This window comes from Paraburkholderia sp. BR10937 (assembly GCF_040965695.1).
In the GTDB taxonomy this organism is placed as follows: Bacteria; Pseudomonadota; Gammaproteobacteria; order Burkholderiales; family Burkholderiaceae; genus Paraburkholderia.
In genome coordinates this window covers 33,443-46,927 of the sequence record NZ_JBFRCL010000050.1, presented here as the reverse complement: position 1 = coordinate 46,927, position 13,485 = coordinate 33,443, and the positions used below count along the sequence as shown (strand labels likewise).

The following is a 13,485-nucleotide window of genomic DNA, read 5'->3' as shown; positions in this document are numbered from 1 at the left end:
CCTTCCGGCGGCTCCGCGGGGCCTCTGCGCCGGGACGGGCCGGGTTTATCCGGAGTCCCGGCCTGCATGGACGGCAGCGAGCCGCATCGATCGAAGTCAAGCCGGGTTGATCTGCCTCAAGCGGCGATCTGCGAGGCAAGCGCGCTGCGCCGCGTGCGCCCTGCCCGCGACGGCGGCTGGCACAGCCCGCAGACGAAGCCGCGCTGCGGGTCGTGCGCGTGCGCCACGTAGCGGCCGCCGCAGCGGCTGCACGGCGTCATCTGCAGGAGGCCCGAGGTGAAATAGCGCACGAGCGTCCAGGCGCGCGTGAGGCTCAGCGCGGGCGTTTCGTCGTGCAGCCGCAGGTGCTCGAGATAGAGCCGGTAGCTCTTCACGATCGCGTGGATCGGCTCGCAGCGCGCGTGGCGGCTCATGAACATGAACGTGTTGTAGAACAGCGAGGAATGGACGTTGGGCTGCCAGGTCATGAACCAGTCGGTCGAAAACGGCAACATGCCCTTGGGCGGCGACTCGCCCTTCACTTCCTTGTAAAGCCGGATGAGCCGGTCGCGCGAGAGCGAGGTCTCCGCTTCGAGCAGTTGCAGACGCGCGCCCAGTTCGATCAGCTCGATCGCGAGCGCGATCTCTTTTACCTCCTGCACCACACTCTTTGTCGCCATAGACACCCGTTGGAAGCCGCAATGGAATGCGCTTGCGCCTGCCGCCGTTCACGGGCAGCAAGGGCGCAATGCGCGGCCGCGCACGGCGGCGCGGGGCGAAGCGGTTCAGCCGATCTGCTCGACGTCCTGGCCCGCCATGATGATCGCCGAGTGCGTCAGCGCGGTTTTGCCCTTGTCGGCAAGCGCGCTCAGGATGGCGTGGTCGTCGAACCGGAAGCGGCAAAGCAGCTGGTTCGATGCGGCAAGGCGTACGGTCTGCGCGAAAGTGAGATTGGCGAGCACCTCGGCAGACTGCTCGGAGATGCCCATGCGGAACATGCCCGTCGGCTTGTCCTCGCGCAAAAGACGTTGCGCGAGCAACAGGTACGACAGGTTCACTTCCTTGATCTCATTGAGCATGTCGCTATGCGTCGTCGCGCTCATGGATTCCCCCGAATCAAATCGCGGCGGCTGGTCAGACCGCCCGCGGAAAACGTTTGCTCGCCCAGATGCAACCCGAGTGCATCCGAACGGCCTGTTTATGGTCGTGGGTCCATTGTGGCTGGGGCGGGAACAAATGGAAATCGGACGGATGCCGCGACGCGTTGCGAGAAAAAGTTTCGCAAACGTGTAGGAATTTTTCTGACAAAGAGGCGGGAGCAGCGGCGGGAGGCGGGGCGCGTCATGTCATGCGCATAAGCCGCGAAATTATCTGCTGATTATAGGCTTTTTCATGTATGCGTCACGCGTGCGTGCTAACTAGCGCGCGCTCGACCGACTCACCCAGGCCTTTTGACCCTTGCGCGTGCCCGGGCCCGGGCACGCGGCTTGCGCAGTGCGCGCGCAAGCCGCGTCACGCTTTGCAATGGCCTCTTACACCTGCTGTATCCCGCTGTAACAACTTTAAGCGTTTGCAAAACCGCGTGTATCGGGCCGCGAAATGGCCATAATCGGTCTCAGGGATAACCCGATATCGTTGTACCGCCGCAGTGCCGCATCACCGAGTTCGTTGCACATGCGGCCTTTTTGGGCTTTTTGCCCAGGAGATCGAACAATGCGAATCGCACAAATTGCGCCACTTTATGAAGCCGTTCCGCCCAAGCTTTATGGCGGCACCGAGCGCGTCGTGTCCTACCTGACCGAAGCGCTGGTCGACCTCGGCCACGACGTGACGCTGTTCGCCAGCGGCGATTCGGTCACCTCGGCAAACCTCGAAGCCGCCTGGCCGCGCGCACTGCGTCTGGACCCGACGATCCGCGACGCGCTGGCCCCGCACATGGTGCTGCTCGAGCGCGTGCGCCGCGTCGCGCACGAATTCGATGTGCTGCACTTCCACCTCGACTATCTGCCGTTCCCGCTTTTCACGACCATGGACACGCCGTTCGTCACGACGCTCCACGGCCGTCTCGACCTGCCGGAGCTGCAACCGGTATTCGAGCAGTTCCCGAACGCACCGGTGATCTCGATTTCGGACTCGCAGCGCCAGCCGTTGTCGCAGGCCGCGTGGCAGAACACGATCTATCACGGACTGCCAAAGAACCTGCTTACGCCGCAAGCCGACCGCAAGCCCGAGTACCTGGCGTTCCTCGGCCGGATCTGCCCGGAAAAGCGCGTTGACACGGCGATCAGGATCGCCGCGCTCTCCGGCCTGCCGCTGAAGATCGCCGCCAAGGTCGACAAGGTCGACCAGGACTACTTCAAGACCGAAATCGAGCCGCTGCTTTCGCAGGCCCACGTGGAGTTCATCGGCGAGATCAACGAAGAGCAGAAGCCCGCGTTCCTTTCCGGGGCGAAGGCGCTGCTGTTCCCGATCGACTGGTCCGAGCCGTTCGGGCTCGTGATGATCGAGGCGATGGCATGCGGCACGCCGGTGATCGCCTTCAATCGCGGTTCGGTGCCGGAGGTGATCGACCCGGGCGTCACGGGCTATGTCGTCGAGGACGTGCAAGGCGCCGTGGCCGCGCTGCAGAATATCGATTCGCTTTCGCGCGTGGCAATTCGCAACCAGTTCGAACACCGCTTCACGTCGCACATCATGGCGGGGAATTATGTCGACACTTATACGGCGCTGATCGAAGCCGCACAGCGTCCGGTACTGCGTCGCGTCGCCGCCGGCTGAGTGCGAAGCATTCCGGCTTTCGCGATAAATCCAGACGAATGCACGACGTGAATCGTTTGCGAGTCGTCGAATAGCGCCATTACGCGCTGATTACAGAAGGCGCACAAAAAAGAGCCGCATGAAACATGCGGCTCTTTTATTGCATTTGCGGTTACGCCGGTATGGCGGCCGGGCTGTTCTCCGGCGCCATGCGTCAGGCGATCAGGTAGCGTTCGCGATTCTTGCCTGCGATCCACTTGGGCGGCTTGCCGCGTCCGCTCCAGGTCGCGCCCGACTTGGGGTCCTGATAGCGCGCGGGCAGCGGCGCCTTTTTCGGCGGGCGTCCGCGGCGCGCGGCCTCGGCAAAGCCCAGGTCCTGGGCGGAAAGGCCGTACTCGGCGATCTTTTCCCGAATCGTGGCGATGACGTCCGCGATCTCCGTGCGCCGCGCCTCTTCGGCCTGAGCCTGGAGTTTTGCGATCTGCGCCTTGATTTCTGTATATTGCGACATTTCTATTCCCCCTTCATTGCTCTTGAAACCGGCTCGATCGGAGATTAGACGCAAATAACGGAATTCGCAATCGCTATTAATACTGTTTTTTCACGCTATTCTTCGATTTAACGATCGACCGGCTCCAGCGCAATTGCGTACACACCGATCGCAATAATTCGATCAATTACGTCGAAATTGACAATCCTTGACAGCATCGAATAGGGCGACTGCCTAGAATCTGGCATTTCCCGGTGCCGGTGCTTTACGCGGCCCCTTCAAAAATCGACTTTTCGAGGTGTCACGTAATGCACTTATCCAGGCGACTCATCGCCGAATTGATCGGCACTTTCTGGCTCGTTCTGGGCGGCTGCGGCAGCGCGGTGCTCGCGGCCAACTTCGCCGGGCCGGTTCACGGACTCGGTATCGGGTTCGTGGGCGTGTCGCTCGCCTTTGGTCTGACCGTGCTCACCATGGCCTACGCCATCGGCCACATTTCGGGTTGCCATCTGAATCCCGCAGTGAGCGTGGGCCTGACCGTGGCGGGGCGCTTCCCGGCGCGCGACCTCGTGCCCTATATCGCCGCACAGGTGGTGGGCGCGGTGATCGGCGCTTTCGTGCTTGCGCTCATCGCAACGGGCAAGCCCGGCTTCGACCTCGTCGCGAGCGGCTTCGCGACCAACGGTTACGGCGAGCAGTCGCCGGGCCACTACGCCATGGGCGCCGCGTTCGTGTGCGAAGCCGTCATGACCGCGCTCTTCCTGTTCGTCATTCTCGGCGCAACCGACAAGCGCGCACCCGCAGGCTTCGCGCCGATCGCCATCGGCCTGTGCCTCACGCTGATTCATCTGATCTCGATTCCCGTCACCAATACCTCGGTGAATCCGGCACGCTCGACCGGCCCCGCGCTGTTCGTGGGCGGTGAGGCGATCTCGCAGCTGTGGCTGTTCTGGGTCGCGCCGATCGTCGGCGCAGTGATCGCAGGCATCGCGTACCCGGCGGTGGCGGGGCGGCGCGAAGCGGTGGCGGCGGTCGACGTGCGCGAGACGGCCTGACGGCCTCTGACGCGCGCTGACACGTCTGCGCGGCCCGAGCCGCGCCGCAACGCGACACGTTCGCCGTGCAGTTGCCAACGGGCGCCTCGGCGCCCGCTTGTCTTGCTGAGCGCGGGGCGCTCCGGGTGCGCTGCTGGCCGGGCCCGTGATGGCCGCGCTGCTAGAATCGGGCGACCTTCCCATAGTCTTGCGACCTGGAGCATCACGCCCAGCATGAAGCGCTCACGCCCCCGGCCAGGCCGGATCGCCCCGACGCTCGCCGCCGCGCTGAGCGCACTGCTATGCGCCTGTGCGCCGCTACCGCAGGCCAACGGACCCGCTAACGCCGGTGAGACAGCGCAGACGAATACGAGCAGCGCGCCAGCCGCGCGCAACGTCGAAACACTCGTCTTCGTGAGGCACGGCGAAAAGCCGCCAGAAGGATTCGGCCAGCTCAACTGCAAGGGGCTGAACCGCGCGCTTGCGCTGCCGGCCGTGATCGCGGCCAAGTACGGCAAGCCCGACGCCATCTATGCGCCCGACCCCGGCGAGCAAAAGGAAGACAACGGCCATTCTTATTACTACGTGCGCCCGCTCGCGACGATCGAGCCGACCGCGATCCAGTTCGGCATGCCGATTCAGACGCCGTATGGCTATTCGAAGACCGACGCGCTGCAAAGCGCGCTCGTCGATCCGCAGTGGCGCGGCCGCACCGTGCTGGTTGCGTGGGAACATCGGGAAATCGAGACGCTCGTGCGCCGCATCGTCGCCGCGCACGGCGGCAGCGCGAACGATGTGCCGCGCTGGGAGAGCGCGGACTTCGACAGCATCTATGTGGTGCGAATCGACTGGAGCGGCGGCGCCGCTCGTGCGCGTTTTTCGCACGAGCGCGAAGGGCTCGACGCACGTACGGACGACTGCCCGTGCGCGCAATTGCCCGCCGCGCAGTAACCGTCCCGCGGTAACCGTTCGCATGGAATCGCGAAAGCAGCGGCGGCGCTAACGACCGCGCCCGCGTGAATTACGACGCGAGTTCGTCGTCGAGCGCGAACAGCTTGCGAAGATGATGCGCGACACCGGCCTCGAAGTTGTTGCCGATGCGCGGCACCCGAGGCAGCCGCTTGATGAGATCGGGATTGGCGTTGTTCATCATGAACGGATGACCTGCCGTTTCGAGCAGATCGATGTCGTTCATGTTGTCGCCGAACGCGACGCAACCCGCCGCGTCCACGCCGAGCCGGTCGAGCACGACGCGCAGCGCGCGGCCCTTCGAAACGCCGGCCACCATCACTTCGAGACAATCGGGCAGGGAGTAGGTGACGTAGAGCGCGTCACCGAACTCGCGCGCGAGATTCTGCGCGACGTGTGCGAGATCTGCCGGATCGCCGATATAGAGTGCCTTGGCAATGCCCGCGTCTGCGTAGTCGCGCAGATCCGCCACGCGGTACTCGAAGCCCGAGTCCTGGTGATACGCGAGGAGTTCGGGCGCATCGCGGTCGATGAGCCAGGCGTCGTCGGTATAGATGCTCACGATCACGCGGCCGTGCTCGCCCACGGTGTCGGCAGCCACGAGGCGTTCGACCATGGGCGCGCCCAGATTGCTCGCGTGGATCAGCGTGTCGTCGGGCGCGTGCACGCGCGCGCCGTTCGCGGTGATGAGATACGGCCGGATGCCGAGCACGTCGCGAATGCCGGCCACGTCGCAATAGTGGCGGCCGGTCGCGATCACGAACGGCAGTCCCTGCGCATCGAGCGCGCCCAGCGTGGCAACCGTAAACGGATCGACCTGATGGTCGCTATTGAGCAGCGTTCCGTCGAGATCGGTTGCAATGACCTTGTACATGGTGATCACACAGCTAGCGGGAAACGTTGAATCGTAGCATCTGTGGCATGGCTATGCCGTTGACCTACGTTCGTGCCCCTTCTCACATACCACTCAGCTGTCCGGGGCAGCGCTTGCCAGCCGCTGAGCCTCCATCTGCGCGAGCCGCAGTGCACCGGTGGTGGAATCGGCGAGCGGCGAGCGCAGGCGATCGCGCACCGCTTGCGGCACCCATTCGCGCAGCGGCTGCCCAAGGCCGCCCGAGAGCGCCGCCGGCAGCTTGCCCGAAGGATCGAGCGCGGTGATGAGTTTCGCAATTTCCACGCCGGCTTCGGCGAGCAGCCTGGCGACGAACGGATGTTTGCGATGCGCGAGGACGACCGGCGCGAGGCTGGCATATGCTGTCTGGTTGGCCGCGCACTGCCACACGATGAGACTGTCGCGATCGGTGGCGCGCGCGTGTGCGAGCAGGGCTCGTGCGAAGTCGTCCATGGGCACGCGGGCATCGAGCGCCTGCTGCGCCCAGACGATCGCGTGCAGGCCGAACCAGGCGCCACTCGCTTCGTCGCCCGAGGGAAAGCCGAAACCGCCCGCAATGCGGCACTGGCCGTCCTCGTCGAGCACCGCCGCGATGCTGCCCGTGCCGAGGGCGACCACCACGCCCGGCGCGCCGCCGTGCGCGCCCAGCAGTGTCGTGTAGGCGTCGCTTTCCACCGCGAGCCCGGCTACCGGGGGCGCGGCAGCGAGAAACGGCGCCAGCCAGTCGGGGTTGTTCACGCCCGCGAGCCCGCAGCCAAGCACGCATTGCGACCAGTCGAACGCGAGCCTCGCCTGTGCAAACGCCGCGCGGCAGCCTTCCTCGATCGATTGCCAGGCCCGTTCGATACCGAGTCCCAGCCCCGACGGCCCCGCCGCCGCGCGCGCGAGTTCGACGCCGTTCGTGTCGCCAAGCGCGATGCGTGTGCCTGTGCCGCCGCCGTCCACGCCAATCAACCAGGTGTATTTCTGCATGATGTCCGCCGCGCCGCGCGCGCCTGTCAGTCCGGTTCGAAAGCCAAAATTATTGTCGTGCCGCAGAGACTAACGGCTTCCCGGGGTCCGCACAATCGGCCATCCGGCCAGGGTGGCGGCGCGGCACCGATCCGCTATGCTTGCGTGGCTCGAACGACGTCTCGCAAGGAGAACTTACCGTGACACACCGCTGCAACTGGGTATCGGCCGGCGCGTCGCCGCAGTATGTGCAATACCACGACGAGGAGTGGGGCGTGCCGTCGCGGGACGACCAGCATCTGTTCGAAATGATCGTGCTCGAAGGCGCGCAGGCAGGACTCTCATGGTCCACGATACTCAACAAGCGAGAAGGCTATCGCCGCGCGTTCGCCAGCTTCGACATCGCCAAGGTTGCGCGCTTTACGCCCAACCACGTCGAAACGCTCATGCAGGACGCCTCGATCGTGCGCAACCGGGCCAAGATCGAGGCCGCCATCGCCAACGCCCGCGCCGTGCAGCAGATCCAGGCCGATCACGGCTCGCTTGCGAAATTTGTCTGGTCGTTCGTGGACGACACGCCCATTCAGAACGACCTCGTCTCGTATCGCGACGCACCAGCCTCTACCGAAGTCTCGGACGCGCTTAGCAAGGCGCTCAAAAAATACGGCTGCAAATTCGTTGGCACGACGATCTGTTACGCGTTCATGCAGGCAGTCGGCATGGTCAACGACCATGAGCGCGACTGCATGTGCCGCAAGGCTTGCGCAGCGCTTGGCAAAAAGAAGCGCCGCGCCTGAGCGACTGCACCCGGCGCCGGCCAACCTGATTTTTGATCGCTACCGTGCGCCGCCCCACGGTTTTTCACTGGCGTGCCGTTATAACGGGAAGTGAATGCAGGCGCGTCAGGGGAACGGGTAGTGATGCCGGCTGGGAGGCCGGCGGCGCCGCGTTAGAAGGGAATTAACCTGTGCCCGGCACCTGGGCAACAGGGGGTTGAAATGAAAAACGTCCACTTCCTGAGTCATCAGGAGATCTTCGACCGCGCAGTGGCCCATCTGTTTGGCCAGGGGCGCGCGGCACTTCTTCCACGCGGCGGCGGCGCCTACCGGGGCGGTGGCTGTGGCGGCGGCTCCGGCAGCGCGCACTGCTACGGCGGATGTCCGGTCGGCAGCTTCATCCGGCCACGCGACTATATGAGCGCCATGGAAGGCATACCCGTGCGCTTCATCGGCCGTGACACGAACGACGTGCCGCTCTATATGGACGTGGGCGTTGCCGCGCTGAAAAAGGCGCTGCTGCGCGCCCATATCAACATATACGACCCCGCTACGATCAATCTGCTGAGTTGCCTGCAGAACGTGCACGACGTGTTTGGCGTGTGGGAATGGCGCGAACGCCTTTGCTCGATCGCCGCGCAGTTCGGCTTGTCGCCCGAGCAGCTGAAGGACGCCGCCTGATACCGGCCGGCGCGCACAACGCGCGCCGCGCTTCGGCGCATAGTTGCTATGCACGAACACGCACAAACGCAAACGGCGGCGCAGCTTCTTGCGAAGCAAGCGCCGCCGTTTGGCGGAACACCGAAAAGCGAAAAAGCTTAGTGGAGCTTCTTCGGCAGCATCTGGCTGCGCAGGCGCTTGTGCAGGCGCTTCACAGCAGCTGCCTTCTTGCGCTTGCGAACTGCCGTCGGCTTTTCGTAAGCTTGACGCTCACGCAGCTCGGCGATCAGGCCGTTCTTTTCGATTGCACGGCGGAAGCGGCGAATCGCCACTTCGAACGGCTCGTTTTCCTTCAGAAGAATCGTCGTCATGTATTTCCTAACTCAAATCGCTTAGTACGGTTCAAAGGCGCGAGCGTCAAAGCCGCTCACGCGCCGGCCCTCCGGTCGTTCGCCACGCTGGGGCTAAACGAGAGGCAAGGCGGCCACGGAGGCCGGAAAAGAGAAGTAGGGGGTTCACAGCGGAACGCGATCAGGTCGACCTTGCTGCAACACACCTGACCGCCGGTTTGCGGCCGCCAACAGTAACGAACACGGCAACAAAACAGGCAAAGATCTCAATTCACTCCCAATGATATCAGGAAAAGATCCGCCTGACCAGGGGGTTTCTTGATTCTACTCAGGGACTTGCGCGGCGCGCGGCGAGTGGCTTGCCACGGCCGCCGCGCCCGTCCTGTCAATCAGGACACCTGGGTTAATGCCTTTGCCGTCAGGCGCTCGCGTCGTTGAGCGCCTGGATGTCGGCCGGATCGAGCTTCAGCCGTACCGCCGCCGCAAGGCTCTCGAGCTGATCCAGCGAAGTCGCGCTCGCGATCGGCGCGGTAATGCTAGGGCGCGCGATCAGCCACGCCAGCGCAACCGCCGCGAGTGTGCTGCCGTGGCGCTCGGCCACGTAATCGAGCGCCGCGAGGATCCGGATACCGCGGTGATCGAGGTACTTCTCGACGCGCGAGCCGCGCGTGCTCTTCGCGAGATCCTCGCGCGAACGGTACTTGCCCGAGAGAAAGCCGCTCGCGAGGCTGTAATAGGGCACGACCGCGAGCTTCTGCGCCATCGCCACCGGTTCGAGGTCGGCCTCGTAGCGGGCGCGGTCGTACAGGTTGTATTCGGGCTGGATGATCTGGTACGCGGGCAGGCCGGACCTCGTCGAAACCGCGAGCGCTTCCTCGACGCGCGCGCCCGTGTAGTTCGACGCGCCGATCACACGCACCTTGCCGGCTTCGATCAGCCGCTGGTAGGCGCCTAGCGTTTCCTCGAGCGGGACTTTCTGGTCGTCCTCGTGCGAGAAGTACACATCGATGTAATCGGTCTGCAGACGACGCAGCGAATCTTCCACGGCAGCCGCGATGTTGGCGGCGGAAAGTCCCGGGCGGCGCGCATCTTTTGCGACCTTCGTTGCGATCACCACCTTGTCGCGCTTGCCGCTTTTGGCGATCCACTTGCCGATGATCGTCTCCGACTCGCCGCCCTGGTTGCCGGGCACCCACGCGGAATACACATCGGCGGTGTCGATGAAGTTGAGGCCGGCGTCGGTGAAGGCGTCGAGGATCGAGAACGAGGTGGCTTCATCTGCGGTCCAGCCGAAGACGTTGCCGCCGAACATGAGCGGGGCGACCTGCAACGAGGAAGTGCCGATCCTGCGTAGTTCCATGGGGCCTCCAGAAAAAGGGCGAACGGGGAACCGCTGAGCATACGCCGCCTCGCGGCGCACTGCAGCCGGCAGGGCGCGCAGTCATTGAAGTGCAGCCAGGGGCGCTGCACTAAACCACGCGCGATACCTGCCGTAAACACGCTTGCAAACTGCAAGACGCAGAAATGCGTGAGGGAAGCGGGAAGCACGAAGCGCGGCGTAACCGGATTTTTTATGCAGCGCGCAAATGAGGTCTCGATTGTCGGTGCTTCCCCCTCAAGTTTTTTTTACCCACGCCGACAACCTTCACTGAGGCGGCCAGCAAGATTGCACCCGCCGCGGCCATAGTGGCTTGTAACGGGCTTTCAGCCCGCTTAGGAGAATTTCCATGCTCGGAATTAACAGCAACATCAACTCGCTCGTCGCGCAACAGAACCTGACGGGCTCGGGCAGCGCGCTGTCGCAAGCGATCACGCGCCTGTCGTCGGGTAAGCGCATCAACAGCGCAGCTGACGATGCAGCAGGCCTCGCGATTTCGAACATCATGCAGACCCAGATCAACGGTCTGAATCAGGGCGTGTCGAACTCGAACGATGGCGTTTCGCTGGTTCAAACGGCATCGAGCGGTCTGTCGTCGCTGACGAGCAGCCTGCAGCGTATCCGCCAGCTGGCCACGCAAGCGGCCAACGGCTCGATGACCGCAGACGACCGCGCCGCACTGCAGCAGGAAGTCAACCAGCAAGTTTCGGAAATCAACCGTATCGCGTCGCAAACGACGTACAACGGCATGAACGTGCTGAACGGCTCGCTCGGTACCGTGTCGTTCCAGGTTGGCGCGAACGTCGGCCAGACGATCAGCCTGAGCCTGTCGCAAAACATGTCGGCGGCATCGATCGGCAGCGGCGTGCCGCAAGCCGGCCAGACGCTCGGCACGTTCAGCGGCCTGAGCCTGAGCTCGGCTGGCGTTTCGGTCGCCGCCTCGGCTGCAACCGTCACGTCGATCAATGTCGTCTCCGACGGCAGCGGCGGCTTCACGTTCACGGACCAGAACAACCAGGCTCTGAGCAACACGGCAGTCGGCGCGCTGTTCACGGCCACGGGCGCTTCGGGCACCAGCGGCAACGCCATCCAGGGCTCGGGCGGTGCGGTCTCGCTCAGCATCGCCGCCGCCTTCAATACGGCTGTCGGCTCGGCCGGTTCCGCTGCTGTCGCTTCTGTGGACGCTCAGGTCAACTCCTATAACGTGCCGACGGACGTTGCTAACGTCAACATCAGCACGGCAAGCGGCGCAAGCATGGCCATGGAGTCGATCGACAACGCCCTGAACACGCTGAACAACCTGCAGGCAACGCTCGGCGCAGCGCAAAACCGCTTCACGGCAATCGGCACGACGCAGCAAGCTCAGTCGACCGACCTGTCGACCGCCCAGTCGTCGATCCAGGACGCCAATTTCGCGGAAGAAACGGCGAACCTGAGCAAGGCGCAAGTGCTGCAGCAAGCCGGTATCTCGGTGCTCGCACAAGCGAACTCGCAACCGCAGCAGATCCTGAAGCTCCTGCAGTAATACGAGCTTCTGTAGCCCAAGCGTTGCGCGCCCGGCCGCCATACCCGTGAGCGCAACGCAAGCCAATCGGGAGGATCGCCTCCCGATTGGCGTTTTCCAGACCTGAACCGATTCACACTGCAACGCCGACGCACGGAGCCCCTTCATGTCCACCGTAACCAGTTCGACAGCCAGCACGATCGCAAGTAGCGTCGCTGCTACGACCGCAGCGAGCAACGCCGCTCTGCAGCAAGCAGCCCAGTCGATCGTCAGCGGCTCGACCGGCAACTCGTCGATGGACGTGAATTCGCTCGTCACGGCGCTCGTCAACTCCAAGATCGCCGGCCAGGCCGCCACGATCAGCGCCGAGCAGACGCAGGACAACACCGAAATCTCCGCGTACGGCGCGCTTTCCGCCGCGCTCTCCGCACTTCAGGCAGGCCTCTCGCCGCTCTCGGACGGCACGACCCTCAGTGCGTTCAGCACGACGCTCAGCGGCACCGGCATTACGGCCACTGCGGGCAGCGGCGCGGCAGCAGGGACGTACTCGCTCGACGTCAAGCAAGTGGCACAAGCTCAGGTGCTCACCTCGACCGGCTACGGCGCAACGACGGCGCTCGCCTCGGGCTCGTCCACGATGACGCTGACGGTCAACGGCGCCAGCACCACGATCTCGCTCGACAGCACCAACAGCACCGTCGCGGGCATTGCATCGGCGATCAACTCGGCCACCAACAATCCGGGCGTGACGGCAACGGTCGTCAACGGCGCAGACGGCGCGCACCTCGTGCTGCACGCCACCTCGACCGGCGCGTCGAACGGCATCAGCATCGCGATCAACGACTCGAATTCCAGCGATGCCTTGAACAACCTTGCCGTGACGACCACGGCGGGCACGGCGATCACGAGCGCGAGCGCGACTTCCGCCAACCTCACGGCCAACCAGTCGACGATCTCCAACACGACCAACTGGACACAGTCCACGGCCGCACAGGACGCCTATTTCACGATCGACGGCACGGGCGCGACCAGCACGACAAACACCGTAAAAACCGCACTGTCTGGCGTCACGCTGACCCTCACCGCAGCGGCAGTCGACACGTCGAGCACGGGCAGCGGCGCACAAACGCTCACCGTTGCGCAGAACACCAGCGCGGAATCCAGCGCGATCAACAATTTCGTCACGCTCTACAACACGCTCGTGACGACGATGGCCACGCTCACGTCGTTCAGCTCGACCTCGACGTCGCAAGGCGTGCTGCTCGGCGACTCGACGCTGAACATGATTCAGAACCAGCTGGCGACGATCGTGGCAACGGGCGTGAAGAGCGGCAATACGACGACCAGCCTGGCATCGATTGGCGTCACGCTGAATTCGGACGGCTCGCTCTCGGTCGACAGCGACACGCTCAATACGGCACTGCAAAACAATCAGTCGACCGTGGCAGCGCTGTTCAATTCGACCAACGGCGTCGCCGCCCAGTTGAATAACAACATCACGAGCTATTCGTCGAGCACGGGCGTCATCACGACGCGTACCAACTCGATCCAGACTGACCTGACGAACCTCTCGACGCAGAAGTCGAATCTCGCGGAATACCAGTCGCAGCTCACCAGCATGTACACCGCGCAATTCACCGCGCTCAACACGCTGATGGCGACGATGAACAACAATCAGCAATACCTCACGCAGCTCTTCGGCGGCACGAACAGCGCAGGCGCGCTGGCCACCAACAAGAGCTAAG

General features: G+C 63.9%; 14 protein-coding genes. 7 read left to right on the top strand and 7 right to left on the bottom strand.

Annotated features, from left to right (window positions below):
- Positions 1-116 precede the first annotated feature (116 nt).
- Together flhC and flhD are read right to left on the bottom strand one after the other, a co-directional pair.
- Entirely contained in the window at positions 117-659 is a 543-nt protein-coding gene (gene flhC, locus AB4Y44_RS31695) for a flagellar transcriptional regulator FlhC (protein ID WP_133183381.1), read from the bottom strand.
- Positions 660-764: 105 nt separating this feature from the next.
- Positions 765-1,082, bottom strand: a complete 318-nt coding sequence (gene flhD / locus AB4Y44_RS31690; protein ID WP_069264381.1) for a flagellar transcriptional regulator FlhD — start codon at positions 1,080-1,082, stop codon at positions 765-767.
- Between the two features lie 610 nt (positions 1,083-1,692).
- On the opposite strand from flhD, the gene AB4Y44_RS31685 reads away from it, so the two are divergent.
- Entirely contained in the window at positions 1,693-2,757 is a 1,065-nt protein-coding gene (locus AB4Y44_RS31685; RefSeq protein ID WP_342920349.1) for a glycosyltransferase family 4 protein, read from the top strand.
- A gap of 193 nt (positions 2,758-2,950) precedes the next feature.
- On the opposite strand, the gene AB4Y44_RS31680 is transcribed toward AB4Y44_RS31685, so the two are convergent.
- Positions 2,951-3,247: an H-NS family nucleoid-associated regulatory protein gene (locus AB4Y44_RS31680; protein ID WP_028203342.1), complete on the bottom strand. Its 297-nt coding sequence runs from the start codon at positions 3,245-3,247 to the stop codon at positions 2,951-2,953.
- 287 nt (positions 3,248-3,534) lie between these two features.
- Here AB4Y44_RS31680 and aqpZ point away from each other — a divergent pair, with 287 nt between their 5' ends.
- Both aqpZ and AB4Y44_RS31670 read left to right on the top strand, forming a co-directional pair.
- Positions 3,535-4,281 carry an aquaporin Z gene (aqpZ, locus tag AB4Y44_RS31675; protein ID WP_342920348.1) on the top strand — a complete coding sequence of 249 codons (747 nt, stop codon included), beginning with the start codon at positions 3,535-3,537 and terminating at the stop codon, positions 4,279-4,281.
- A gap of 213 nt (positions 4,282-4,494) precedes the next feature.
- Positions 4,495-5,211, top strand: a complete 717-nt coding sequence (locus AB4Y44_RS31670) for a histidine phosphatase family protein (protein WP_368701766.1) — start codon at positions 4,495-4,497, stop codon at positions 5,209-5,211.
- 70 nt (positions 5,212-5,281) lie between these two features.
- Here AB4Y44_RS31670 and AB4Y44_RS31665 read toward each other — a convergent pair whose 3' ends face one another.
- Positions 5,282-6,103 carry a Cof-type HAD-IIB family hydrolase gene (locus tag AB4Y44_RS31665; protein WP_342920346.1) on the bottom strand — a complete coding sequence of 274 codons (822 nt, stop codon included), beginning with the start codon at positions 6,101-6,103 and terminating at the stop codon, positions 5,282-5,284.
- A 93-nt stretch (positions 6,104-6,196) separates the two neighbouring features.
- Complete coding sequence (locus AB4Y44_RS31660; RefSeq protein ID WP_368701765.1) at positions 6,197-7,093, bottom strand: BadF/BadG/BcrA/BcrD ATPase family protein; 897 nt, start codon at positions 7,091-7,093, stop codon at positions 6,197-6,199.
- A 179-nt stretch (positions 7,094-7,272) separates the two neighbouring features.
- Between AB4Y44_RS31660 and AB4Y44_RS31655 the strand changes: the two genes are divergently transcribed.
- Positions 7,273-7,869, top strand: coding sequence for a DNA-3-methyladenine glycosylase I (locus AB4Y44_RS31655; RefSeq protein WP_368701764.1), 597 nt, complete (start codon positions 7,273-7,275; stop codon positions 7,867-7,869).
- 201 nt (positions 7,870-8,070) lie between these two features.
- Complete coding sequence (locus AB4Y44_RS31650; protein ID WP_368701763.1) at positions 8,071-8,529, top strand: hypothetical protein; 459 nt, start codon at positions 8,071-8,073, stop codon at positions 8,527-8,529.
- A gap of 137 nt (positions 8,530-8,666) precedes the next feature.
- Here AB4Y44_RS31650 and rpsU read toward each other — a convergent pair whose 3' ends face one another.
- Both rpsU and AB4Y44_RS31640 read right to left on the bottom strand, forming a co-directional pair.
- Complete coding sequence (rpsU, locus tag AB4Y44_RS31645; RefSeq protein WP_004198205.1) at positions 8,667-8,879, bottom strand: 30S ribosomal protein S21; 213 nt, start codon at positions 8,877-8,879, stop codon at positions 8,667-8,669.
- 397 nt (positions 8,880-9,276) lie between these two features.
- Positions 9,277-10,218, bottom strand: a complete 942-nt coding sequence (locus tag AB4Y44_RS31640) for an aldo/keto reductase (protein WP_368701762.1) — start codon at positions 10,216-10,218, stop codon at positions 9,277-9,279.
- A gap of 367 nt (positions 10,219-10,585) precedes the next feature.
- Between AB4Y44_RS31640 and AB4Y44_RS31635 the strand changes: the two genes are divergently transcribed.
- Positions 10,586-11,761, top strand: coding sequence for a flagellin (locus tag AB4Y44_RS31635; RefSeq protein WP_368701761.1), 1,176 nt, complete (start codon positions 10,586-10,588; stop codon positions 11,759-11,761).
- 145 nt (positions 11,762-11,906) lie between these two features.
- Positions 11,907-13,484, top strand: a complete 1,578-nt coding sequence (fliD, locus tag AB4Y44_RS31630) for a flagellar filament capping protein FliD (RefSeq protein ID WP_368701760.1) — start codon at positions 11,907-11,909, stop codon at positions 13,482-13,484.
- Position 13,485 lies beyond the last annotated feature (1 nt).